This is a genomic window from Shewanella sairae (assembly GCF_023283535.1).
Classification (GTDB): Bacteria; Pseudomonadota; Gammaproteobacteria; order Enterobacterales; family Shewanellaceae; genus Shewanella; species Shewanella sairae.
Map to the genome: position 1 here is coordinate 58,499 of NZ_JAKILT010000015.1, position 24,269 is coordinate 82,767.

20 protein-coding genes are annotated in these 24,269 nt (G+C 43.6%); 9 read left to right on the forward strand and 11 right to left on the reverse strand.

The window, feature by feature from the left end; all coding sequences use genetic code 11:
• Nucleotides 1-98 precede the first annotated feature (98 nt).
• Complete coding sequence (locus L2748_RS08570; protein ID WP_220779954.1) at nucleotides 99-2,012, forward strand: ABC transporter ATP-binding protein; 1,914 nt, start codon at nucleotides 99-101, stop codon at nucleotides 2,010-2,012.
• Nucleotides 2,013-2,081: 69 nt separating this feature from the next.
• Nucleotides 2,082-2,546 carry a TIGR02444 family protein gene (locus L2748_RS08575; RefSeq protein ID WP_220779952.1) on the forward strand — a complete coding sequence of 155 codons (465 nt, stop codon included), beginning with the start codon at nucleotides 2,082-2,084 and terminating at the stop codon, nucleotides 2,544-2,546.
• Between the two features lie 98 nt (nucleotides 2,547-2,644).
• On the opposite strand, the gene L2748_RS08580 is transcribed toward L2748_RS08575, so the two are convergent.
• Nucleotides 2,645-4,231 carry a GMC family oxidoreductase gene (locus tag L2748_RS08580; RefSeq protein ID WP_220779944.1) on the reverse strand — a complete coding sequence of 529 codons (1,587 nt, stop codon included), beginning with the start codon at nucleotides 4,229-4,231 and terminating at the stop codon, nucleotides 2,645-2,647.
• Nucleotides 4,232-4,318: 87 nt separating this feature from the next.
• Entirely contained in the window at nucleotides 4,319-4,834 is a 516-nt protein-coding gene (locus tag L2748_RS08585; RefSeq protein WP_220779943.1) for a TAT leader-containing periplasmic protein, read from the reverse strand.
• A 180-nt stretch (nucleotides 4,835-5,014) separates the two neighbouring features.
• Here L2748_RS08585 and L2748_RS08590 point away from each other — a divergent pair, with 180 nt between their 5' ends.
• The 3 genes from L2748_RS08590 to L2748_RS08600 all read left to right on the forward strand — a co-directional run bounded on the left by L2748_RS08590 (nucleotide 5,015) and on the right by L2748_RS08600 (nucleotide 7,300).
• Nucleotides 5,015-5,995: a hydrolase gene (locus tag L2748_RS08590; protein ID WP_220779941.1), complete on the forward strand. Its 981-nt coding sequence runs from the start codon at nucleotides 5,015-5,017 to the stop codon at nucleotides 5,993-5,995.
• Entirely contained in the window at nucleotides 5,989-6,243 is a 255-nt protein-coding gene (locus tag L2748_RS08595; protein ID WP_220779939.1) for a YheU family protein, read from the forward strand. The genes L2748_RS08590 and L2748_RS08595 overlap by 7 nt, the downstream gene beginning before the upstream one ends.
• Before the next feature lie 169 nt (nucleotides 6,244-6,412).
• Nucleotides 6,413-7,300: a phosphoribulokinase gene (locus L2748_RS08600; RefSeq protein ID WP_220779937.1), complete on the forward strand. Its 888-nt coding sequence runs from the start codon at nucleotides 6,413-6,415 to the stop codon at nucleotides 7,298-7,300.
• Between the two features lie 1,047 nt (nucleotides 7,301-8,347).
• Here the strand turns inward: L2748_RS08600 and L2748_RS08605 are convergent.
• A complete protein-coding gene (locus L2748_RS08605) occupies nucleotides 8,348-9,130 on the reverse strand; it encodes a tetratricopeptide repeat protein (protein ID WP_220779935.1) in 783 nt (260 codons plus the stop codon).
• 535 nt (nucleotides 9,131-9,665) lie between these two features.
• On the opposite strand from L2748_RS08605, the gene crp reads away from it, so the two are divergent.
• From crp to L2748_RS08625, 4 genes are all read left to right on the forward strand, one after another.
• Nucleotides 9,666-10,301 carry a cAMP-activated global transcriptional regulator CRP gene (crp, locus tag L2748_RS08610; protein ID WP_012156707.1) on the forward strand — a complete coding sequence of 212 codons (636 nt, stop codon included), beginning with the start codon at nucleotides 9,666-9,668 and terminating at the stop codon, nucleotides 10,299-10,301.
• Between the two features lie 82 nt (nucleotides 10,302-10,383).
• On the forward strand, nucleotides 10,384-10,719 hold the full coding sequence (locus L2748_RS08615) for a PepSY domain-containing protein (RefSeq protein ID WP_220779934.1): 336 nt from the start codon (nucleotides 10,384-10,386) through the stop codon (nucleotides 10,717-10,719).
• A gap of 109 nt (nucleotides 10,720-10,828) precedes the next feature.
• Nucleotides 10,829-11,503 carry a response regulator transcription factor gene (locus L2748_RS08620; RefSeq protein ID WP_220779932.1) on the forward strand — a complete coding sequence of 225 codons (675 nt, stop codon included), beginning with the start codon at nucleotides 10,829-10,831 and terminating at the stop codon, nucleotides 11,501-11,503.
• On the forward strand, nucleotides 11,500-12,825 hold the full coding sequence (locus tag L2748_RS08625; RefSeq protein ID WP_220779930.1) for an ATP-binding protein: 1,326 nt from the start codon (nucleotides 11,500-11,502) through the stop codon (nucleotides 12,823-12,825). Before L2748_RS08620 ends, L2748_RS08625 begins: the two co-directional genes overlap by 4 nt.
• 72 nt (nucleotides 12,826-12,897) lie before the next feature.
• Here the strand turns inward: L2748_RS08625 and L2748_RS08630 are convergent, their stop codons facing one another.
• The 8 genes from L2748_RS08630 to L2748_RS08665 all read right to left on the reverse strand — a co-directional run bounded on the left by L2748_RS08630 (nucleotide 12,898) and on the right by L2748_RS08665 (nucleotide 24,269).
• Entirely contained in the window at nucleotides 12,898-13,698 is an 801-nt protein-coding gene (locus L2748_RS08630; RefSeq protein WP_220779928.1) for a DUF1338 domain-containing protein, read from the reverse strand.
• 176 nt (nucleotides 13,699-13,874) lie between these two features.
• Complete coding sequence (astD, locus tag L2748_RS08635; RefSeq protein ID WP_220779926.1) at nucleotides 13,875-15,335, reverse strand: succinylglutamate-semialdehyde dehydrogenase; 1,461 nt, start codon at nucleotides 15,333-15,335, stop codon at nucleotides 13,875-13,877.
• A gap of 9 nt (nucleotides 15,336-15,344) precedes the next feature.
• On the reverse strand, nucleotides 15,345-16,364 hold the full coding sequence (gene astA, locus L2748_RS08640) for an arginine N-succinyltransferase (RefSeq protein ID WP_220779919.1): 1,020 nt from the start codon (nucleotides 16,362-16,364) through the stop codon (nucleotides 15,345-15,347).
• A gap of 104 nt (nucleotides 16,365-16,468) precedes the next feature.
• Nucleotides 16,469-17,686 (reverse strand): aspartate aminotransferase family protein, encoded by a 1,218-nt coding sequence (locus L2748_RS08645; RefSeq protein ID WP_220779917.1) that lies wholly within the window; start codon nucleotides 17,684-17,686, stop codon nucleotides 16,469-16,471.
• 601 nt (nucleotides 17,687-18,287) lie between these two features.
• Nucleotides 18,288-19,430: an HDOD domain-containing protein gene (locus L2748_RS08650; RefSeq protein WP_220779916.1), complete on the reverse strand. Its 1,143-nt coding sequence runs from the start codon at nucleotides 19,428-19,430 to the stop codon at nucleotides 18,288-18,290.
• A gap of 129 nt (nucleotides 19,431-19,559) precedes the next feature.
• Complete coding sequence (locus tag L2748_RS08655; RefSeq protein ID WP_220779914.1) at nucleotides 19,560-22,052, reverse strand: S9 family peptidase; 2,493 nt, start codon at nucleotides 22,050-22,052, stop codon at nucleotides 19,560-19,562.
• Between the two features lie 252 nt (nucleotides 22,053-22,304).
• On the reverse strand, nucleotides 22,305-22,877 hold the full coding sequence (locus tag L2748_RS08660) for an anthranilate synthase component II (protein WP_220779912.1): 573 nt from the start codon (nucleotides 22,875-22,877) through the stop codon (nucleotides 22,305-22,307).
• 123 nt (nucleotides 22,878-23,000) lie between these two features.
• Entirely contained in the window at nucleotides 23,001-24,269 is a 1,269-nt protein-coding gene (locus L2748_RS08665; RefSeq protein ID WP_246616093.1) for a tetratricopeptide repeat protein, read from the reverse strand.

Consider the following 24,269-nt stretch of genomic DNA (forward strand, 5'->3'; position numbering starts at 1 on the left):
ACCGTACTTTTCTAGGATCTGCCATAGAAGTATCTAGCGGTTCTGGGCTATCATCTGTCCCCAATATTTGCTGTTACTCTGACTTTAAGCCGACTTCAATGATCACCATCACTCAAGCTCAACTCGTTCGTGGCTCAAAAACCTTGCTCGATGAAACTTCATTAACTGTCTATCCAGGACATAAAGTCGGGCTTGTCGGTGCCAATGGTAGCGGTAAATCGTCACTGCTCGCACTCATCATGGGCAAGATTAGCCTAGATAAAGGCGAGTTCAACATGCCTAACGGCTGGCAATTGGCCACCGTTGCTCAGGAAACCCCAGCGCTTGATGTATCCGCAATAGAATATGTGATTGATGGTGATGCCGAATACCGTGAATTAGAAGCTAAATTACACAAAGCTCAAGAGGCCGATGATGGCCATAATATTGCGTTATTACACGGACAAATCGACGCGATTGGTGGCTATGCTATTCACTCGCGCGCAGCAAGCTTATTAGCGGGTTTAGGTTTTAGTGAGCAAGAACAAAGTAACCCAGTGAAGAGTTTCTCTGGTGGTTGGCGCATGCGCCTTAACTTGGCTCAAGCGTTACTTTGTCGGTCAGACTTATTATTACTCGATGAACCAACCAACCACTTAGACTTAGACACTATGTACTGGTTAGAAGGTTGGATTAAGGCTTACCAAGGCACGCTAATTCTGATCAGTCACGACCGCGACTTTATTGACGGTATTGTCGATGAAATCGTGCATGTCGAAAACGCTAAGCTTAACTATTACAAAGGCAATTACACCTCGTTTGAGCGAGTGCGCGCCGAGCGCATGGCTCAACAGCAAGTTGCATTTGAGCGCCAACAAAAAGAACGCGCTCATATGCAGTCGTTCGTTGACCGTTTCCGCTATAAAGCCAGTAAGGCGAAGCAGGCTCAAAGCCGCTTAAAAGCTCTTGAACGCATGGCTGAATTGTTGCCGTCTCAGGCTGATAGTCCATTTCATATGGCGTTTAGAGAGCCAGCAGCGCTGCCAAACCCACTGGTAACTATGGAGCAAGTCTCTATTGGCTATGGTGAAACCGAGATCCTTAAAAAAGTTCACCTTAATTTAGTACCGGGCGCGCGTATCGGCCTACTTGGCCGTAATGGTGCAGGTAAGTCGACCTTAGTAAAGCTACTTTCTGGCGAGCTATCGCCAATGCAAGGTAAGTATGAAACCAACCCCGGCTTAAATATCGGTTACTTTGCCCAGCATCAGTTGGAGTTTTTAAGTTTAGATGACTCGCCATTGCAACACATGGTGCGCTTGGCGCCAACGACGACAGAACAAGAGTTACGTAACTTTTTAGGCGGTTATGGCTTTAACGGCGATATGGCTCTCGCGCCCGTAAGACCTTTCTCAGGTGGTGAAAAAGCTCGTTTAGTATTAGCGCTACTTGTGTGGCAACGCCCTAATCTATTGCTACTCGATGAACCTACCAACCACTTAGACTTAGAGATGCGTCATGCATTAACCATGGCACTACAAACTTTTGAAGGTGCAATGATTATCGTATCGCACGATAGGCATTTATTGCGCTTAAGCTGCAGTGACTACTACCTTGTGGACCAAGGTGAAGTTAACAGCTTTGAGGGTGATTTAGATGATTACCATCAATGGCTACTCGATGCGGCTAAAAATGCGGGTAAAGAAGAAGCTGTTGAAACCAGCACGCCAATTCAAGACAAGAAGTTACAAAAGCGCTTAGAAGCAGAACTAAGACAGAAGCTATCACCGCTGAAAAAGGTGCAAACTAAGCTTGAAAAAGATCAGCAAAAAGCCAATGACCGTTTAAAAGAGCTCGAAGAGATGCTAGCGGATACTAGCCTTTATGATGCTGATAATAAAGCTAAGCTAACTCAGGTACTCAATGAGCGAACCACTTTGACTCAAGGCTTAGAAGAAAGCGAAATGGAATGGCTTGAGATCCAAGAAGAAATTGAAAATATTGAACAAAGCGTTCGCGCTGAAGTCTTATAGTTATCTTTTAAAGGGAAGCATTGCTTCCCTTTTTGTTAATGCCTCTTTTTAAGCTAGGACTAATCATCGATGACATTACCCGGTAGTTTTAACCCCAGCTTTTACCAAAGCCTTTGGCAAGATTGTGACGCCATCTATATGCAGCAACAGGCTACTTGCTTAGCACTGCAAGATGACCACCAGCTAAATGTAAACTTACTCCTATTGGCGCTATGGCTTGATAGTCACCATCAGCGACTCACTTCCTCTGATTGGCAACAGTTACAGCAAGATCTACTCAGCTGGGAGCAAAGACTATTACTGCCTTACCGTAAGCTAAGACGCTTAAGCAAAGCCGTACTTGAACAGGCTGAATATCAACAAATGCTGGATGTGGAGTTAATGTTAGAACGCAAGTCACAGGCTAAGATCCTCATAGCACTCAAGCCTATGGTTCTAGATGAAGTTTACCCTGCTAAAACCGATAGCAATGTGAGTCGCTACTTGGCGCTATTTAACCTTAAAAGCCAAAACTACCCCAGCCTAAACCAATAACGAGTTGCACTCTTCGGTTATGGGATAAGTGTTTTAAACGAATACTAAAAGGCGAGCTCTGCTCGCCTTTTTAGTCAACTAAACTTTGCTATTACAGGTTAAGCCGTCAACTTTTCAGCCAAGCGAGTGGCATTTCTAGCGGTAATGCCATAAATGGATAGCTGTGGATTCGCCCCTAAGCTAGTTGGAAAAATAGATCCGTCCATTACAGAGAGGTTCTCGAAGTAATGTGACTCACCAAAACTATTAACCATAGAGACTTTTGGATCTTCACCGAATGGGCAGCCCCCCATCACATGCGCAGAAGCAACCACGGTTTTCAGTGGCGCTAATTCCATCTCGTTAATCGCTTTTTTAGCCTCATTCCAGCTCGACAAATAAGGCATACCTTCACTAATCGGCAAAACCTGTTGTGCGCCAGCAGCAAATTGTAATTCAGCCATACTGGCAAAGGCACGGCGCGCAGCACGCCAGAAGGCATCGGTTAATGGGTAATCCAATGCAAAACCATTTTCAGTCAGCTTAACTTGCCCGCCTTGGCTATTTTCATGATAACCATCACGCACTAATGCGATTGTCACTTGCAGCTGATTAAACTTCTCCATCAACTCAGCATGGCTTTTACCATAACCAATCGTTTTTGAGGCGATTAAAATAGGGTGGATCGGCGGCACTTCAAGCTTGTAGCCAAGTTCGCCGTCAGCACCATTTTGCCAAACAAACTCATCAGAGTAGATAGATTGCGGCGCGCCGCTATGGCCATTGATAGGGTCACTAAACACAGCGCCACTAAGCAAGGTTGGGTGTAAAAAAGTGCGTTTACCGATTATCTCATGCGGGTCTGGCAGCTTAGAGCGCAACATGATTGTTGGGGTATGAATTGCGCCCGCAGCCAAAATATAGTGCTTGGCCTTAAACATAACTTCAATCGCTAATGGCTTCATATTGTCATCAACAGCTTGGGCTTTTACTGCAAAGACTTTGTCATTATGGTGCTCTAGTTTCATCACTTTAGCTTGGCTCACTAATGTTGCCCCGGCCTCAAGTGCAGCTGGTATCGTGGTGACTAACATCGACTGCTTAGCATTAACGGGGCAGCCCATACCGCAATAGCCGGTGTTCCAACAGCCTTTAACGTTGCGCTTAATCACTGTGTGCTGCCAACCCAATTGCTCACAACCTTGCTTCAATGCTTGATTGTTTCGATTAGGTTCATACGCCCATTTACTGATATTGAGCCGCTGTTCCATTTTTTCAAACCAAGGGTCAAGCTCTGCCCGAGACAAACCTTCTACCGATTTGCTCTGCGACCAATATTCAAGTGCGGGCTCAGGCGTACGAATTGAAGTGGTCCAATTGACCGTAGTAGAGCCACCTACTGCCCGACCTTGAAAAATACCAATGGCTTTATCAGCGGTTTTCATTCCAGCGGCTTGTTGATAAAGATCAGGGTAAGCGCGGCGCTCTTCCATATTAAAGTTACTAGATGATTTAAGCGGACCACCCTCAACAATAATAACTGATAAACCTGCTTGTGTGAGGATCTCAGCGGCAACACCGCCTCCCGCACCACTGCCAACTATCACAACATCGGCTTCTAAGGTTTGGCTTTCACTGAGCTGAGCCGCATTTATATGCGCCCAGCCAGAATCCAGTCCTGTTACAATAGGATCTTCAATGGCCATAAACGCGTCCTTTATCTTGAGCTTTTATTATCTTCGCCCGCTTGGTTAGCATCCGTATTAATAGCGCCGAAAGTAATCCAATTAACATCACGGCCTATCCTCTAAGAAACTCGGCTTAGCGTAATGCAATCGACTCCAGTGCTCAGGGCTTGAGTAGTAACTGGCCATGACCAGTTCACGTAAGCCTTGATAGGCAGTGACCATCATATCAAGATAACTTGTACGCCAACTTTGCAGCATATCGATGAGTTCAGACTGATTACGCATCATCAGCGGAGTGACGCTGCCAGTTAATATAAGCAGACCTAAGCGACCTTCAAGCATCCCAAGTAGCTGTTCTAGCTCTGCTTGGCTGTCTTGAGGCAAAATTGAAATAGTGTGTTCAATCGCATCTAATGTACGGTTAATCGCATCACGTTTTAAGGTTGCAACATCTGGTAAAGCACCATCTAAAAAAACGGGCACTAATACGCTAAATAACAAACGGTGTTTGTCATCTAGTCCTTTGTTGACCGCTATATAATCTGAAGAGCAGTAATTCACTCCCAGTGCGATACAGGCTGTGCCAGCTAATGCTGTTGTGATAAAAGTCCGTCGTTCCATCGCGTCCTCTAATTCTTATCATGGTATTTTTATGGCGCTCAAGCCTGTTTACTCTGTCAGAGTTTGAAACGCTTACAACTGGAAACAAAGTCAATAAACAGCCCAAATTCAAGTTGTGCTACACTCTGCTGATAATAACAACTAAACACACGTTTTAATTTTCAGCAATAGCCAATAATTATGAGCCAAATATTTTCACCACCTTGGTGGGCCAGAAATCCCCATGTGCAAACGATCCTCCCTGTACTGACTAAAGTGGACAGACCAGAACTAAAACGTGAAAGATTAGAGTTGGCAGACGGCGACTTTATTGATCTCGATTGGCAAGGTAGCCCCGCAGCTGAACAACCTATTTTAGTGATTATCCATGGCCTTGAAGGCAGTGCAGAGTCGCATTATGCTCGTAGGATTTTAGCCGAGAGTAAAACCTTAGGCTTAAGTGCAGTAGTGCATCATCACCGTAGCTGCTCGGGTGAGTTAAATAGACTACCCCGTGGTTATCACAGCGGCGATACCGAAGATCTTCATTGCACACTACAACACTTAAAAAATCGTTTCCCAAATAATGCATTGCTCGCGGTAGGCTATAGCTTGGGTGGTAATGTGCTAGTTAAGTATCAAGGTGAGCAACAGCAACACAGCTTAATCACCAAAGCTGTAGCCGTATCGGCGCCGCTACAACTAGGCTCTTGTGCTAACCGTTTAGAAAAAGGCTTTTCCAAAGTTTACCAGAGTTATTTAATTAAGCAGTTACAGCAAAAAATGCGCGGTAAAGTCGCTAATCCTGATTTAGCCCCTAAAATGCCAATTACCCATCACGATATCGAACAACTCAACACCTTTTACGCATTTGATGATAAAGTCACAGCGCCGCTGCATGGTTTTGAAAATGTCGATGATTACTATACTCGCGCAAGCGGTATGCCTTATTTAAGTAAGATCTGTAAACCGACCTTGGTTATTCATGCAAAAGATGACCCTTTTATGACCCCAGCTGTCATCCCTAACTCTCAACAGCTATCCACTCACGTGCAATATGAACTGCATGCTAATGGCGGCCACGTTGGCTTTATCGATGGAGGTAGTCCGTGGCGACCACGCTACTACCTTGAAAAACGCATTTTAAACTTTTTAACCTCTTTGGAAGCATCCGTATGTTAGTGCCTTATGAGTCTCTAGTGCAGCTGCCTAGCGAAACCTTTGATAACTTAATAAAAGAATACCTCATTAGCCAAGTCGAAGATGGCAGTTTTTCTGGTGATGGTGAACACAGTATGGAAAGAGCAATTGTTCAGTGCAAAGCTGCGCTTAAGCAAGGGACTTTGGTTGTGGAATACAGCGAGGAAGAAGAATCAATCGGTATTAGACGCAAAGAAGATATCGTCGTCCAAGATTGGCAGCAAGATTAATATCACGCAGTAAAAGCTTGCTCTTGGCTGAGGTCATAGATTGACCTAAGCCAAGTGAAGCCGTATAAATGAACACTATCAGCACAAGCTTCTTACCTTAATCACTATAAATGAGTCTTAAATAGACCCTGTGCAGGTGATAGTTAACTCTCTTTCTTTGGGTAAAAAAATGTCAGCAAAACATCCAATTATTGCAGTAACCGGCTCGTCAGGCGCAGGCACGACAACCACAACAACTGCATTCAATCATATCTTTAGACAGCTTGGCATCAATGCAGCTATTGTCGAAGGCGATAGTTTTCATCATTTTACCCGTCCAGAAATGGCGGTTATGATCCGCAAAGAAAAAACAGAAAACCGTAATATCAGTTACTTTGGCCCAGAAGCTAATGATTTCAATCGACTAGAACAATGTTTTAGCGATTACGGTAATACCGGCCAAGGCGAAACCCGCGCTTATTTGCACACTTTTGATGAAGCCGTGCCGTTTAATCAGATGCCGGGCACCTTCACCCAGTGGCACCCATTACCTGAAAATACCGATATGCTTTACTACGAAGGTCTGCATGGTGGTGTAGTCACTGACGATTGTGATGTCGCTAAGCATGTCGATTTACTGATTGGTATGGTGCCTATTGTCAACTTGGAGTGGATTCAAAAGATTATTCGCGACACCTCTGAGCGTGGCCATAGCCGTGAAAAAGTGATGGACTCTATTGTGCGCAGTATGGACGATTACATTAACCATATGACGCCACAGTTCTCACGAACCCATATTAACTTTCAGCGAGTACCAACGGTAGACACGTCAAACCCTTTTAGCGCTAAGAGTATTCCGAGTTTAGATGAAAGCTTTGTCGTGATCCGTTTTCGCGGCATCAATAATGTCGACTTCCCTTACTACCTCAGCATGATTCAAGGCTCATTTATGTCTCGCGTAAACACCTTAGTGGTGCCAGGTGGCAAGATGTCTTTGGCAATGGAGCTAATCCTCACCCCGCTGGTTAAAGATCTTATGGATAAACGCCTACAGCTTATTTCACCAGAAAACGAATAACCCAGCTAAGATAATTCTGTATTAAGATTAGTTTAAGCCAATAAATGTAGACTTCATCTTATCGGGATTTCAGGCGAAAGAACGATAAGCTAGCAGTCCTTTGGAGGTAAATTCCCCCATCTTGATCTGTTTATCACCTTTGGATTGCTAGCTGACCTTATCTCTAAAAACTACCTAGAAATCATCTAAAGAAGTTTAATTCCACCTTCATGCTTGATCTGTTTATCACCTTTGGATTGCTAGCTGACCTTCTCACCAAAAAGAAAGCTTAATTCCACCTGCATGCTTGATCTGTGTATCTCCTTGAGATTGCTAGCTGACCTTACAAAGACTTCCCTAAAAGAAAGCTTAATTCCACCTTCATGCTTGATCTGTTATTTTCTTAGGATTGCTAGCTGACCTCCTCACCAAAAAGAAAGCTTAATTCCACCTGCATGCTTGATCTGTGTATCACCTTTGGATTGCTAGCTGACCTCCTCACCAAAAAGAAAGTGAATTCCACCTGCATGCTTGCTCTGTTTATTTTCTTAGGATTGCTGGCTGACCTCCTCACCAAAAAGAAAGCTGAATTCCACCTGCATGCTTGATCTATTTATCTCTTTGGGATTGCTAGCTGACCTAAACCCCCTCTAAAAATCACCTAAAGAAAGCTCAATTCCATCGTCATGCTTGCTCCGCTCATGTTCTTAGGGGTGCTAGCTGACTTTATATCCCCACAAAATAAATTTAAATTTCGCCACTGTGTTTAATCGGTTCAATGCCAGAAATGGCTATCTAAGCTTAGCTATAAGCTAGGGATGGATAAGCTAATTTTTAAGTTTAACAACTGATTTTAATATATAAAAATGGCTGTTTTTATCAAAAGCACTAAAAATAACTCGTCTATGGCAGTCATACCCTTTTGCTATTGGCTATAGAGTCAGAACAATGAATAGAGCACGAGTTACCTCCTACGGGCACAAAAAAAGCCCCTAATAACTTAGGAGCCTTATTCATTATGCGTTTTACCATAGAAATGGTTTAAATCAGTCCAAAATCTACAGTCTTTTATTCAGCCATCAATGGCAAAGTTTCTCGATACGGTTTGTCATTCTGATAGTTTTTTAAACGTTGCTTAAACTCAACGGTTTTACTGGTATCTTCAGTTAACTTAAGGGCATTAATCGCTTTTTGTTGCGTCGAAATCGCCGCTGCAAAATCGCCAATTTCAGCATACGCCGCAGCTAAATTATCTAATGTCGTAGGGTCTTGTTCATTCGATTCAAGTAGCGCCAAAGATAACGCTAATGCTTTATCGCCATTACGATACTGAGCTTCGGGGCAAGTTGCTAAAATCCAAGCTACATTACCTAAAGAAACTTGATCGCCAACGGCATTAAATTGCTCAACAGCCTTACCACAGTTACGCTCTACGCCTTCACCGCCTGCAGCATAAATAAAACCAAGCCTAAAATTCGCCCATTTGCTACCTTGCTTACTCAGTGCGCTATACCATTGCTCTGCCGTTGATAAATCTCGTTTTATTAAGCTGCCTTCAAAAGCTAAATCAGCCATTGTTTGCTGAGCTTTAGCATGTCCAGAAGTTGCCGCTGCAGTAACCCACTTAGCGCCTAAGACTCGATCTTGTGCAATATAGCGACCCGATAAATACATTAGCCCGAGTAGATATTGGGCATCGGCATCGCCTTGCGCCGCTTTTAACTGAATATGAGCTGAGCGACTCGCTTCTTCAGCTCCCTTAGGTTGTGGGATTGAGAAAGCACTAGCACTACTACTTAGCGCCAAACAAAAGACCACAACAGTATTTAAAATCCAAGGTCTATAATTCAAAACAGCCTCCAACAATCGCTAACACAACTTAGTACCTAATCAGGTTTTCGGTAATTTTTATATCTTATTTTCAATCAAGTTAGCCAGAAATTGACCACAATGTCGAGTTTAAATAGCTCACCTATAGAAATGAGAATCGTTATTATTGACAAAGTTCAAAATTATCACGTTTTTTATTATATTTTACTTCTCTGACAAGCCTAAGACTTCTTATCTGCTACATATTGGTTTTGTATTTGCTAGGACAAGGTATTTTTTGCGCTAAAATCAATACTTACACCACGTAGACAACCAGCGTATTTGTAACAAGATGTGATGTAAGCCTAATTGTTAAAGCAACAATCAAGCTTAGTGGCGGATTCAGTTGACATATATCACTAATGTATCAAAATACCCTATATCTAAATGGTTATTCACCTTCGAATTGAGACGGTCTAAAGTAAGACTTCTATCAAGGTTTTAATCACTTAATTGACGTAAGATACTTAATTAGCATATTCTTACTTTTAATGTAAATCAGCCGAGGAACATAGGCATGGCTCTGATTGGAAAGCCAAAACCAGATCCAACTTTGGAATGGTTTTTATCACACTGTCACATTCATAAATATCCAGCCAAAAGTACTTTGATCCACGCTGGTGAAGATTCAGATACACTTTACTACATAGTTAAAGGCTCTGTAGCCGTCTTAATTAAAGACGAAGAAGGTAAAGAGATGATTCTTTCTTACCTTAACCAAGGTGACTTTATCGGTGAGTTAGGTTTGTTTGAAGAACAAGCTGAACGTACTGCATGGGTTCGTGCTAAGCAAGCTTGTGAGATTGCAGAAATTTCATACAAGAAGTTTAAGCAACTAATTCAGGTTAACCCTGAGATTCTGATGAAGCTTTCTTCTCAGATGGCTTACCGTCTGCACAGCACAAGTCAAAAAGTAGGCGATTTAGCCTTCCTAGATGTTGCTGGAAGAATTGCACAAACATTGCTTCACCTTGCGAAGCAACCAGATGCAATGACGCACCCTGACGGCATGCAAATCAAGATCACACGTCAAGAGATTGGCCAAATTGTTGGTTGTTCTCGTGAGACTGTAGGTCGTATCTTGAAAATGCTTGAAGAACAAAACCTTATTCAAGCTCACGGTAAAACTATCGTAGTTTACGGAACGCGCTAAGCCAGTATTAAGCTCGGTTTAAGACAGCTTCTATAAAGTGGCCTGAGATTATCTCAGGCCATTTTTTTATTAGGAGTTCAGCGTGAAAATAGCATTTTACTTATGCCTTTTGACTGCAGTACTGCACCAGCCTAACGCATTAGCTAATCAAAAAATTGAAATTCAGCATTACGAAGCACAAAACCTTGTTAGTAGCGGACAAATTCTTTCTCTAGATGTCACCCTTTCTAGCATCCAAGCTATGTGTCATGGCAAGCTTATTGATGCACACTTATATCAAGATGACGGCAATTGGCGTTATGAAGTACAAATCCGAACCACTAAGGGCCAACTGGTAGAGCTTTTACTCGATGCCAGTACAGGTCAGCTTGCTAAACCGACTCGCTTTCCAGCCAGCTGCACCCCTGAAAAACTGTAATAATGGTTTAAAAATCAAATCTAGTTACACTGAAGTGACATTTTTGAGTTAACATGAATTCACGCTATAAACTGCCTGTCACGTTAAATAGTAACATTGAGAGCACTCTATGAAATTACTCCTTGTAGAAGACAACACCCTTTTAGTCGAAGAGCTGGTTAAACAGCTAAAACAAGCCGGATACGTTACTGATACAACGGATAAGGTCAGCGAGGCTGACTATCTCATTAAAGAAACCAATTATGATTGCGTTATATTGGATATTGGCTTGCCTGATGGCAACGGTTTAGAACTGCTAGAAAAATGGCGTGAACAAGGCATTAATACCCCAGTAATTATGCTTACCGCCCGCAGTCAATGGCATGAAAAAGTTGAAGGCTTTAACTCCGGTGCTGATGATTACTTAGGTAAGCCATTTCATACTCAAGAGCTATTAGTACGGATTCAAGCGCTAATCCAACGCGCCCATGGTAAAGCCAATACGCCAAATAAACAGCTCACTTATGCGGGCGTAGCACTTGATGAAAACCAACAGTCTGTTGCTGTAGGCGAGCAAGAGTTTGAGCTTACGGCCATGGAGTTTAGGCTACTCAAAATCTTCCTTATGTCGCCGAAAAAGCTGTTATCTAAAGCCCAGCTAACTGACAAGCTTTATCAGTTTGATGATGAAAAAGAGAGTAATGTGGTTGAAGTCTATGTGACTCACTTACGTAAAAAACTCGGTAAAACAGCCATTGAAACACGTCGCGGACAAGGGTATATCTTCCACGGTCTGCAACAATGATATCTATCCGTACTAAACTAAGCCTGTGGTTAACAGGCTTAGTGGTTATCTCTACCGCAATTGGCATCATTTTTTTTGAGTCCATGCTACGCCAAGCATTTCACGACTCTATCATCGCTCGTCTACAAGAAGACTTACAGCAAGTCTTGCTTGCAACTCATTTAGAAGATAGCTCTTTTAGTATTGACGAAAGCCAGTTATCTAGCTTTTATCGCCCAGTCTATTCAGGTCGTTATTATCAATTAGATTTACCCGAGCAGGAGCTCAGATCTCGTTCTTTATGGGATCAGCGTCTTGAAGTTGTCGACTTAGAAAAGGGCGAAACTCGAGCCTGGCAAACCAAAGGCCCACAGAATCACGATATTCAGCTTTTATCTATCGGGCTAAAATCTGAAACCTCAGGACTTACCGCTACGTTAACCGTTGCGCAAGACTTAAGTATTGGCCGCAAGGTTTTCACTGAAGTATACGGCACTAAGTTGATTGTCAATTTAGCCATGTTATTGGCCATGATCATGGGTATTTTCTTGGTGCTGCGCCAATCCTTTAAACCGGTTAATCAGATGAAAGACACCTTAGCTAAATTACGTGAAGGTGAGATCTCATCATTCGATCTCAACTCTATTCCACTAGAGTTGCAGCCACTGGCTAAAAATTACAATGAATTGCTCACATATTCGAGTAAACAAATCGAACGTAGCCGCAATAACTTAGGCAATTTGAGCCATGGTCTTAAAACGCCGCTAGCGGTAATGCAACAGCAAGTCGAAGCTCTGTATTTAAAAGAGCCTGAGTCTGCAGAGGCAATGCAAAAGCAGCTCGATTTAGTCCACAAGATGATTGAGCGAAAATTAGCTGCAGCGCGAATTACTGGTGACATGTTACCTGCCGCGCAGATGCAGTTACCTAAGGATATTGAAGATTTAGCGCAAACCCTAAATAAGGTTCACCGCACCAAATCGGTTCACTGCCGCTTTGATATTCCTCCTGCAATCACTAGATTACCAATGCACCGTGAGGACGGTATGGAGTTACTGGGTAATCTACTTGATAATGCCTACAAATGGGCAAGCTCTGAGATTCGCGTTTGCATTAGCAATAATAATCAGCAGCTTAAGTTAAGCATAGAAGACGATGGCCCTGGGGTAGAAACGGAAGAACTCGCCCTGTTAACTCACAGAGGTAAACGTCTGGATGAAGCCACTATGGGGCATGGCTTAGGCTTGTCGATTGTTAAAGATATTGCCGAGCAATACAAGATTGAACTTAAATTTGAACATAGCCAGAGCCTATCAGGGTTAAAAGTGACGTTATTGTTCTAACCCACTGAGGATTGCTACAGCCATAAAAAAACCGGAATCACTTCCGGTTTTTTATGCTACATAGCTAATCAACTAAGAATTAACGTTAGTGCTTTCAAAAATCTTGTCCGCAGAAGCCGCTACAAAGCCCGTGTAAAGCTCACCGTCTGGTTTGGCATAACGCAAAGCAAACTCATAGAAACAGCTAGGAATGCTAACCACAGCGTCTGAGAAGCTAACTTCAATCTTGTCTGCCATCGTTGATGACTGCTCAAGTAATACTTCTGGAGTGCCCTTCACTTCACCGCCAGAGGCATTTAATACAAAGCCTGCCGCTTTCAAGGCATCATTCACTTCAAAAATCGTCTCATAACCCGGCAAGTGATTAATTGAAACGGTAAAGTGATTGGCACGATAACCAAATGCAGCAACCCAAGCTGCGTATTCGCTTTCAGCTAATAATGCTTTATAGGTTTCGCTATCCAACTGCCAGTGACGACCTGAGTACAAGAAGTTGTCAGCAGTCGTCGCAGCAGTGTCGATTTGCTCGATCAAGCCCTTAACGGTTGCTTGTAGCTCATCGCTGAACTCTTCAACAAGTAGCTCAGAGATAAACACTTTAGGCTGTGTACTATCAGGGTGTTCAAAATGCTTAGCGTTGAGCTTTTTAGCTTCAAACTTATAGTCGCCACAGGCAACATAGCCAATAGATTCGAAATGCGCTGCTAATACTTCAAGGTTTACTTTGGCAATATTAAAAGTACGTAGAGCAATATGATCGTTAATGATCGTATCGCCTTTAGACAATAATTGATGCACCTTCGCCGCCGAAGGTGTCATCTCAATATAGTCTTGCCAAAGTGCTTCAAATAGCGCGTTTACATTCGTGTGCATTGTTCACTCCTTTATGCCGACATGCTGACCTGTTTATTTATTAGTTTGGCTTATTGCATGCGGCTGTACACGTTTATAGGGATACAGCTTGCTTGTTAGGGTACTGCTTTCATATCAAGTGTTATAAATAAAAGGGAAGCGCCCCGAGCGCTTCCCTTTTGATTTAATCACTATGCTTACAGGCTTAAACCTGGGCTCAGTGTTGCTGGTAGGCTTACTGCATCAGCTTCCACAGATGCAACTGGGTAAGCACAGTAATCAGCGGCATAAAATGCGCTTGCTCTGTGGTTACCTGATGCACCGACCCCACCAAATGGTGCCGCGCCAGAAGCGCCTGTGATCTGCTTATTCCAGTTAACGATACCCGCACGAATACGTGCTAAGAAGTAGTCATAATCTTCACGACTGTCAGCCAAAATACCTGCAGACAAACCGTAGCGAGTAGCATTAGCGAGTTTAATGGCTTGATCAAAGTCGCTGTAACGCACGACCTGTAGTAATGGACCAAAGTATTCTTCATCTGGCAATTCAATAACATCAGTGACGTCGACTAGACCCGGAGAAACTAAGCCAGTGCCTGCTTCTACATGAGTCAGCTCGACTAACACATTACCGCCTAAGTTAACTAAGTTGCGCTGTGCTTCAACCATGCCTTTCGCGGCAGCTTCAGAAATCATCGATCCCATAAATGGCTGTGGCTGTGCGTTCCATGGGCCCACTTGAATCTGCTTAACTGCTGCAACAAGTTGCTCTAGTAGCGCATCACCTGCCGCGCCTTTCTCAACATAGAGGCGACGCGCACACGTGCAGCGCTGACCTGCAGAGATATAAGCTGATTGAATGATGTCATGTACAGCAGCCTTAGTATCTGCAACACCTTTAATAATAAGCGGGTTATTTCCGCCCATTTCTAGCGCTAAGATCTTACCTGGATCGCCAGCATATTGCTGATGCAAGATATGACCTGTACGAGAGCTACCAGTAAAGAAAAGACCGTCGATTTGTGGGTGCGCAGCTAATGCTTTACCAGTTTCAACTTCACCTTGCACTAGGTTAATAACACCTGCTGGTAAACCAGCTTTTTCCCAAAGCTTAAGCATTAGCTCAGCCACTTTAGGCGTAAGCTCTGATGGCTTAAATACCACTGTGTTACCCGCAAGTAATGCTGGGACGATGTGGCCATTTGGTAGGTGACCAGGGAAGTTATATGGACCAAATACCGCTACCACACCATGTGGCTTATGACGCAGCACTGCACGTCCTGCAGGCGTATCATTTTCAGTTGTGCCAGTACGCTTGTTATAAGCCGCTACTGACAAGCCAATTTTACCAATCATGGCACCCGCTTCAGTGGCGGTTTCCCACTGTGGTTTACCGGTTTCTTGGGCAATCACTTCCGCCATTTCAGCTTTGTTAGCCTCAAGTTGGTCGCGATAAGCTTCAACAATCGCTAGGCGAGCTTCAAAGCCAAGCATAAACCAATCAAACTGTGCGTTACGCGCTGCATCAACTGCTGTAGAGACTTGCTCTGGCGTCGCTGTTTTACTGCGCCAAATTACTTCTTGGTTTGCAGGATTAATTGATGTCACGTCGTGACCTAAACCTGCAACCCACTTTCCTTCAATAAATTGTGTCATTTTTTGTTCCTACATTGGCAATACGCGGATCTGCTCACCATCAGCGACCATCAGGCCTGCTGCGGTTTCGGCATCTAAGATCACGTCGTCACTGTCGTCTAATACAGCTAAGTTAGCTGCGCTAGCGCGGTAATTAGCTAATTGAGTATTTGAAACGATGTAGCTTGTTGCATCGCTTGGTGTCTCACCTATGCTCACGGTGAGTAAGCGGCTCTCGCGCACTGAACGAATATCGTTTAAGTGACACTCAACCGTAGGGCCTGCATCAAAAATATCAACATAGCCACGGCATCTGAAACCTTCAGCTTGTAATAGATTTAACGCTGGACGAGTATTAGCATGCACTTCACCAATCACTTTTTGGGCTTCTTTTGGTAACAAGCAAACATAAACTGCATTTTTAGGCATCATTTCGGCCATAAAGGCCTTTTGACTCAAGCCCGATAGGTAATCAGCTCTCACAAAGTCGATACCTAAAAAGTGCTCTTGTAACCAACCATAGAATGGCGAGTTGCCCTCTTCATCACTTTCTCCGCGCATTTCAGCAATCACTGTTTCACCAAAGCGCTGTGCATGCTGTGCTAAAAACAGGAAGCGGCTACGTGAAAGCATACGACCATTGTTATTTTTGCGATAACTACTGCGTAAAAACAGGGTGCAAAGCTCAGCGGCACCGGTGTAATCGTGACATAGGGTTAAGGTTTCAACTTCATTGCGAACATCAATTTGCTCTGAATGATAAACCTCAGTGCCGAGTCGGTAATGATAGAAAGCGTCAACCATGCCAACGGCAGCTTCGATACCACAAGTACCAACAACCTCACCGGTTTCGGTATCTTCTAGCACCATTAAATAGCCTTCATCGAATGGCTTATCGACTTGCTTGGTAAATGACTCTTCTACGCGAGCAATCTTGCTACGCAGCAATTCTTCATTCACAGGTAGAGATGTAAAGCCGTGCCCCGACTCCTGCGCAATTTGATACAGCGCCTCATAGTCAGTAGATCGGATTGGACGTATAACTAGCATCTAGGAGTCTCCTCGCTATCGCTTGGTAAATAGGTTTCCCCACCAGCCAAGCTTTCCTAAAGACAAAAAAGGAGTACCACTTTTAATAGCACTCCGTTTGCCTATTAGGCTGCAACCACTTTAGCTACTGCACGCTCAAAACGTGCTAGACCTTCGGCGATATCGGCTTCTGGGATGACTAGAGAAGGCGTGAAGCGCACAACGTTTGCACCAGCAACTAGACTCATTACGCCTTCACTAATACCGGCAACAAGGAACTCTTTTGCGCGACCTTGGAACTTTTCATTCATTACCGCGCCAATTAGCAAACCTTGACCACGGATCTCAGTAAATACGTCGTACTTGTCATTGATCTTAGTCAGACCGTCGCGCAGTAACTGCTCACGGTGTTTAACGCCATTCAATACTTCAGGTGTATTAACAACATCAAGGACTGCGTTACCAATAGCACAAGCGAGTGGGTTACCGCCGTAAGTAGAACCGTGAGTACCAATTTTAAGATGATCGGCAATCTCTTTAGTGGTTAGCATTGCTGCAATTGGGAAGCCGCCGCCGAGTGCTTTTGCTGTTGTGAGTACATCTGGCACTACGTCGCCACGCATGTAAGCATAAAGCTCGCCTAAACGACCAACACCAGTTTGTACTTCATCGAATACCAACAGAGCGTTGTGCTTATCACAAAGAGCGCGTACCGCTTTTAGGAACTCTGGATCGGCATCAATAATGCCGCCTTCACCTTGCAGAGGCTCCATCATGATGGCGCAAGTTTTATCTGAAATAACGGCTTCTAACGCAGCAATATCGTTGAAAGGAACATGAGTGATGCTTTGTGGCTTAGGACCAAAACCATCTGAATAAGCCGCTTGACCACCTACGCTTACAGTAAAGAATGTACGGCCATGGAAGGCTTTATCGAACGCGATAATTTGGTCTTTTTCAGCGCCAAATTTATCCATTGCATAACGACGAACCAGCTTAAGTGCAGCTTCGTTAGCTTCTGCACCTGAGTTGGCAAAATAAACACGGTCTGCGAATGTTGCGTCAACTAGCTTAGTCGCAAGTTCCAGTGCTGGCTCGTTAGTCATAACGTTAGCAAGATGCCAAAGCTTCTCGCCTTGGGTCTTAAGTGCACCAACGAGGGCTGGATGACAATGACCTAAACAGTTAACCGCAATACCACCAGCGAAGTCGATATACTCTTTACCTTCCTGATCCCAAACACGGCTGCCTTCGCCACGAACAGGGATAACGGCTGAAGGCGCATAGTTAGGCACCATAACTTCATCAAATTGGGCACGTGTAAGATTCATATTTACGCTCATTCTTTCTCATCCTTTGTCGTTAATCGGCCTTTTAGCTGGCCGTATTTCGCTCTATGTCTTTATCTTCTATAGGTGACATGGCGATTGTTTGTCTAACTAGGAAGACATTATTAGCTAAAATGTGATCAAAATACCAGTTTTTAACAAGCTACAAGTGAGCCAAGTCCGTAAACAATGCATAAAGATTTGAGTTTTAGAATTAACAAAGCGTATATAGCGGGGCTTTAAGCATAAATAGTCATAAAAAAGTTATCTAGCGCCAAAAAACACTATCTATTCATAGTAAATGAATAACTAATTAGACTTTATCGTCATTTTGAACTCACGTTTAATGCTAGAAAGTGAGTGCTTATCTGAGCGGATATCCAATATAAGTAAGATTAATCAGTATAATCAAGGAAGGTCAAATTTTGCCAAGAAAGCAGCTGTGATTAAACCTCTAGCAAGCTCACTTTCAAGTAATGCATAAAAGATGAAAAAGCGCTCAATACGGTACCCGACAACCCCTCATTTTTAGCCATAAAATAAACACCATCAATTTGAAGCGGCAAAATTTGAAACACATAAGTAACATGCGGATGCTATACCGCCGTATAAAAAATCAAAACAGCGGTAATTTGTTGAGGTTTTGCTTACTTAATTTAAGCAACTCTTGCTCTGTTACCTGATAATAATCGAACATTAATCGAGATTCAGCGACAGTTATATTTCCAGTCTCCTTTAACAAGAATACCTTAGCATAACAATTTGCTCGTTCAATGATGGCTGTATCTGGATCAAGTTCTGCATACTTTAATTTCGTCTCTATTGCTTGAAAAGTCGTTGTTAAACGGCTTTGCTCAAAATGAAGTAAACCCAGCAATTGCCAGTTTAGTTTAAGGCTATGAGTCACGATCTGTTTATACACATCCTTTGCCGGAAACTCAGTCGCTAAGACGGCATCATAAAGCGACTTATCACCACTTGCACTTGCTTCTTTTAGCCAATTACGCCACATCTCTTCAAAGATCCTTGCTGATTGCTGGATCACACTTGTTGTACCCAATTGACTCATTAAGCTACAGGTATAAATAAAAGCGGAGTCTCTCTCATGCAACGATGCTAGCGTTTTCGCGGCAATTGCGGCCATAACCGAATATCGCCATAATTTACGACTCGTCCAATGCAGCTGTGTTTGTGCACATGGCATTAAATTACGTAAACAAAAGTAGGGAATTAACGTCTGTAGGTTTTCAATACCAATGTAGTTAAGAACAAGCTTAACATCAGTGACTTGAACTTCAGAAGATTGCGGACGCCGATGCCTAAAGGTTGAACTATTAAGCATATTAACGAGATCACGAACAAGCCAAGGCAAGGCTTCAACCATAGGTCTTATACGCGTTAAATCTACTTGCTCAGCTGAAAGCTGCTCAAGTAAAGAGACCTGCTTTTCATTTAGTTTTGAGTGCGCTAGAACCTGCTCCGGACATGATAAATGATGTTCTATATTGGCGTTCACACTAGCCAATAGTTGTGCTGATACCGTATCGACTATCGCTTTAGCTTCATTTTGCTTGGCAAGCCTTGCACGCATTGCTTGACGTTCGACCTCAAGCTTATTAGCAGCCTCTTCAAGACCCGAATTGAAGTCGTCGGTAACGACAACAGCTTTATCTCGCCCGATAATTAACAGCTTCTGAAGCCGCTGCTCAATCTCTATTATTTGTGCAGGCTTAACCCCACCCGCTACCGAAATTGCCACTAATTAATGTTCTCCTGCCAGACTTAAGCTCAGTTTACCTATTATTAGTGTAGGTATAAATCGTTAATTTTCTTTAGGTATAACAATAAAAAAGGCTTCATAATGAAGCCTTTCTGCGTACCAAAGTAATTATTTAAGCTCTTGCTCAAATAGCTTATGAATACGACGGTATTCATCTAACCAGCTTGATGGTTGACGGAAACCATGTGGCTCAACCGGATAAATCGCAGTTTCAAACATTGGCTTTTCAAGCTCAATTAAACGCTGCACTAGACGCACGCTATCTTGGAAGAATACGTTATCGTCTAACACACCACTCATGATCAACAGTGGCTTTTGTAAGCCGTCAGCATGTTCAATCGGCGAACTACGCTCGTAGGCGATTGGGTCAACATCTGGTGTATTCAAGATATTCGAGGTATATGGTGCATTGTAATGCGCCCAGTCTGTCACAGGACGCAGTGCTGCCCCTGCTTGGAATAACTCAGGTTCATTAAACAGTGCCATAAAGGTTAAGAAGCCACCGTAAGAGCCACCATAAGTGCCTACCTTACCGGCATCAACATTGACGTTAGCCGCCATCCAATTAACACCATCTTTTAAATCTTGTACTTCTGGCGTGCCCATTTGACGGTAGACTGCAGTTCGCCAATCGCGGCCGTAACCTTTCGAGCCTCTAAAATCCATATCCATCACCACGTAGCCTTGCTGTGCTAATAGGTTATGGAACATAAATTCTCTGAAGTACCCTGAGAAGCCGTAATGAGCATTTTGCAGATAGCCTGCACCATGGTTAAAGATCACCGCTGGGTACTTATCTGCGTTGTCTTTACTGTAACCTTGCGGCAAGTAAACACGAGCATAAACTTCACCCGCACCATGGCTTGATGGCACGGCAATAACTTCTGGCGCTTGCCATGCATAGTTTTTAAACGCATCACTAGTATAGTTAGTTAGCTGCTTTAACTCACCACCAATTGGCTGCACAAACAGCTCTGCGGGCTGAATACGCGTAGATGCATTTAATAGCAGTGCGCTGCCATCAGGGCTTAAAGTGTAATTTAGCTGTCCTTGCCACTGGGTTAACTGCTCATCCTTACCGGTAGCAATTTCAACGCGGTAAACGTTATCAATACCAGGGTGAGTCTTGTTTGCCTTGTAGTAAATAAACTGTGCTTTAGGACCTAAGGTAACGTCACTCACCACAAACTTACCTTGAGTCAGTGCTTGTGGTTTTTCACCTTGCTGTTTTAGGTAAAGCTGAGAAAAGCCCGTTTCCTCAGAAAGATAGTAGATGCTATCACTATTAGGTAACCAACCATATTGGTTGAATGTGTAGTTAATCCAAGCGTCATCATGCAAACGATGCTCGGTGATTAGGCTACCTTTATCCAGATTAACGGTAGCAATCCAACGGTCTTTGTTATCAACAGATTCAAGCATGACCGCAACCTTGTCGCCAGAGTCTGACCACTGAATTGCGCTTTGCGACCAGCCCCAATCTTGCATTAGCTGCAGATTACGCGGCGCTTTTTCACTTTTATAACTTTCGCCTTTGGCTTTGGCATTTTCGGCTTTTACTGCAGCGAGGACATCTTCGTCGAAGCCTGTTAAGCCCTCAATGGTGATATCTTTTTTGCTGTGGGTAGTTAAATCGAGCAGTACTAAACGCTCACCGGGGTTGTTATCTTCAGCGACACGAGCGCGGGCAGGCACTGCATCTACATAGCCGTCTTTACCTAAGTAGTTAGGCATAATGTCGTGCTCACTACGCCAGCTGTAGCTCTTGTCTTTAAGTGCCACAATCACATAGCGGCCGTTAGGAGATAGACTTAAATTAGTCACTATCTCTTTATCGCCTAAATACCAAGTCTTAGCCGACATAGTCGGGTCAGCTTTGGCAAGCTCAGCCTTATAATCTTGCTTAGCTTTAGCATTATCTTGCTGCATCGCTACGTACTGGATCAGTCTATGCTGCTGCTTGGCGATGTAGCTTGATGGCTCTTGCACACCTTTAGGCTCTGCAGCCATCTTGATGTTGGCGATCTCTTCTAACAAACCTGAGTCTTGGTGGATCTTGAAAATATTATCGCCTTGCCAGTACGCAATATCGCCATTATTTAGAAAGCGTACACCATCAATAGCGGTATTTTGGCGAGTAAGTTGAACCACTTTACCGCTATTGAGATCTTTGGCGAACAAGTTGCCTTGATAGATATAGGCTTTACGTGTTTTGTCATTGTTTAAGACACCACGACGCTGATCAGCACTATGCAGCTGATTTAATGCCAGCTCGCTTGCCGCGGTACCTTCAATACTTTGCTGATAATAGGTTTTAGTTGGTGCACCGTGTGCTTGTCTTGCAAAATAAATTGACTGGCCGTCATCACTCCAATAGGCGCCTTTAGCCAACAAGCCCATCCAGTCTGGATTAGCCATAATTTGGTTTAATGTTAATGCTTGGTCTACTTGTGGCGGTGCAGATAAGGCCACTAGAGTTGTTTGATTAGCGACTTGATTAGTCGCTTGAGCTGATTCGCTAGAGCCATTGGTTGCACTGCAACCTGCTAATACTGCCAATGAAAGTGCACTGAAGCCGACATGACGAATGACGCTTTTCATATCCATCCCTATTATTATTGGTATTTTTGCGGACTTTTATACCACACTTTGGCAACGGGATTATCTGAAAAAGCGGTAAAATTTGTAACAGATGATAGGTTTTTCGCTGATTTTGCTATAACTTGCTAACAGTTCAAGCAACAAGGTTAGCTAGTATTAATGGTCTAATCGTCAAGCTTTATCGCAGACATACCCTCATTATCTGTTAGATAAAGCCGATAGCGAACGCACCAGCTTCATAAGCTGAAGGCGTTAGCTTATCTTAATGAAATTTGCTAATAAATCATGACCTTGCTGAGTCAGGATTGATTCTGGATGAAACTGCACACCGTAGATCTTTTTCGCCGGCATACTCATCGCCATGATCTCGCGGCCATGCAGCTCGTCGTCAAACCATGCATCAAGTACAAAGCCCTCAGGCACCTTATCCACCAGCAGTGAGTGATAACGAGTGACAGTAAGCGGGTTCGCTAAACCACTAAATAAACCGCTATTGTTATGGATTATTGCACTAGTTTTGCCATGCATTACCCGTTTCGCTCGAATAACATTGGCGCCAAATACTTGCGCAATCGCTTGATGACCAAGACAAACACCTAAAATAGGTAGCTCGCCAGCAAAGTGTTTAATGATAGAAAGCGATAACCCGGCCTCGTTAGGCGTACATGGGCCAGGGGAAATAACAATGTGGCTGGGCGCGAGAGACTCTATCTCATTAATGGTGATTTCATCATTGCGCTTAACCATAATATCTTGACCAAGCTGCTGAAAATACTGCACCAAATTAAAAGTAAATGAGTCGTAATTGTCGATCATTAAGATCATAAAGATCTAAAAACCTATGCTGCTGGCGTTATTTTTCTAACGTATAGCTTATGGCCTTGCTAGAACAATAACACTCAATATGGATGATTTGGGCGCAGATGCTATCACAGCCATCCGCTTTGATCATCTGAGTTTCTCGTCAAACAGCACTAAGCTAGATAACCTTTGATTAAAAGCATCCGCAATCGTGGCAAACCCAGGTGTTTGCGCAAGCTTTCTGTAACTCGCCTGCGCCTCAAGCCACAAGCCATCTAGCCAGTAACTTTGCCCTATTAATAATAAAGCCTGTCCTTGGAGCTGACTACGGCGCTGACGGGCATGTTTTATTTCAGCCGCATTGCCGATAGGCAATGATTGTAAACCAACTTCTCCCCATGCACTTCGCGCCTTATCACCTTGTTTTAAAGCCGAAAATAACTGGCCTTGAAGAAGATAAAAATCATCATGCAGCTGGTTTTGGCTGGTGATACCAAAGCCCGCTAACATATCTAACGCTTGTTGATAGCGCCCTGACAGCCAAGTGTATTGCGCGCAGGCAAAATTCGCTGAGTTAAACGCTGCCTGACTCGCTTTGGGATTAACTAACCTGCTGCAGCTTGCAGCTAAGTTGTAAGCTTTAATCTGAACCAATAGCCCAATGCTATCTGTTGCACCGCTGGTATTATTTACCTGCAAGCTTGCAGCAATATCATTAGCAACAGCCGCTTCAACAAGCTGGTTGAGTCCAAGCTCACTGCGCATTAATACTTGCCAGGCACTGCGATTCACAGGCTCTAATGCTAGCCATTGCTCGGCGCTAGTTTTAGCTGCTTGCCACTGCTCTAATCCCAATTGACTGTAACTAATCAGCGGCCACCAATGTGGTTTAACTTGTTTGACGTCTTGAAGCAGCTTAGTTAATACCGCTTGATATTGCGCGAGTTGATAGTGCGCGTAGCCGCGCATGTAGCGCACCTGTGCCGCAATAGGTTGGTCTACATTTGCAAGGTTAACACCTGCTAAACTGATTATCGCCGCCTCAAATTGTTCAAGCTGTAATTGTGCATGGGCGAGATTAATCGCAATATTGTCATTATTTGAATAAAGCTTATACCCGCGTTGCCAGCAACTAAGCGATTCTGTTTCTGCGCCCGTATCAGCAGTGGTTTTACAGGCATATTGGAATACTGTGGGATGAGGTTCGCTTTGATTCAGCAATGGCTGCATCATAATTAGCGCTGCATCAAAATCGTTGCGCTCTAGCAATACACTTGCTTTATTAAGCAAGTTAGACTCAAATCGATTCAGTGAGCGCCCTTGGTCTGCCTTTTCCTCTTGTTGAGAATGGCTGTAAAAACTCACTAAAGACCCACTGAATAAAAGCGCAAATGCGAGCTGCTGAATACGCGTCAT

Bases quoted from the DNA above. Each gene is read 5' to 3' on its own strand.
- L2748_RS08630 (WP_220779928.1), bottom strand. From the start codon at position 13,698: ATGCACACGAATGTAAACGCGCTATTTGAAGCACTTTGGCAAGACTAT.
- L2748_RS08585 (WP_220779943.1), bottom strand. From the start codon at position 4,834: ATGGAACGACGGACTTTTATCACAACAGCATTAGCTGGCACAGCCTGT.
- L2748_RS08620 (WP_220779932.1), top strand. From the start codon at position 10,829: ATGAAATTACTCCTTGTAGAAGACAACACCCTTTTAGTCGAAGAGCTG.
- L2748_RS08580 (WP_220779944.1), bottom strand. From the start codon at position 4,231: ATGGCCATTGAAGATCCTATTGTAACAGGACTGGATTCTGGCTGGGCG.
- L2748_RS08655 (WP_220779914.1), bottom strand. From the start codon at position 22,052: ATGAAAAGCGTCATTCGTCATGTCGGCTTCAGTGCACTTTCATTGGCA.
- L2748_RS08645 (WP_220779917.1), bottom strand. From the start codon at position 17,686: ATGAGCGTAAATATGAATCTTACACGTGCCCAATTTGATGAAGTTATG.
- astD (WP_220779926.1), bottom strand. From the start codon at position 15,335: ATGACACAATTTATTGAAGGAAAGTGGGTTGCAGGTTTAGGTCACGAC.
- L2748_RS08570 (WP_220779954.1), top strand. From the start codon at position 99: ATGATCACCATCACTCAAGCTCAACTCGTTCGTGGCTCAAAAACCTTG.
- L2748_RS08575 (WP_220779952.1), top strand. From the start codon at position 2,082: ATGACATTACCCGGTAGTTTTAACCCCAGCTTTTACCAAAGCCTTTGG.
- astA (WP_220779919.1), bottom strand. From the start codon at position 16,364: ATGCTAGTTATACGTCCAATCCGATCTACTGACTATGAGGCGCTGTAT.
- crp (WP_012156707.1), top strand. From the start codon at position 9,666: ATGGCTCTGATTGGAAAGCCAAAACCAGATCCAACTTTGGAATGGTTT.
- L2748_RS08600 (WP_220779937.1), top strand. From the start codon at position 6,413: ATGTCAGCAAAACATCCAATTATTGCAGTAACCGGCTCGTCAGGCGCA.
- L2748_RS08625 (WP_220779930.1), top strand. From the start codon at position 11,500: ATGATATCTATCCGTACTAAACTAAGCCTGTGGTTAACAGGCTTAGTG.
- L2748_RS08590 (WP_220779941.1), top strand. From the start codon at position 5,015: ATGAGCCAAATATTTTCACCACCTTGGTGGGCCAGAAATCCCCATGTG.
- L2748_RS08595 (WP_220779939.1), top strand. From the start codon at position 5,989: ATGTTAGTGCCTTATGAGTCTCTAGTGCAGCTGCCTAGCGAAACCTTT.
- L2748_RS08660 (WP_220779912.1), bottom strand. From the start codon at position 22,877: ATGATCTTAATGATCGACAATTACGACTCATTTACTTTTAATTTGGTG.
- L2748_RS08665 (WP_246616093.1), bottom strand. From the start codon at position 24,269: ATGACGCGTATTCAGCAGCTCGCATTTGCGCTTTTATTCAGTGGGTCT.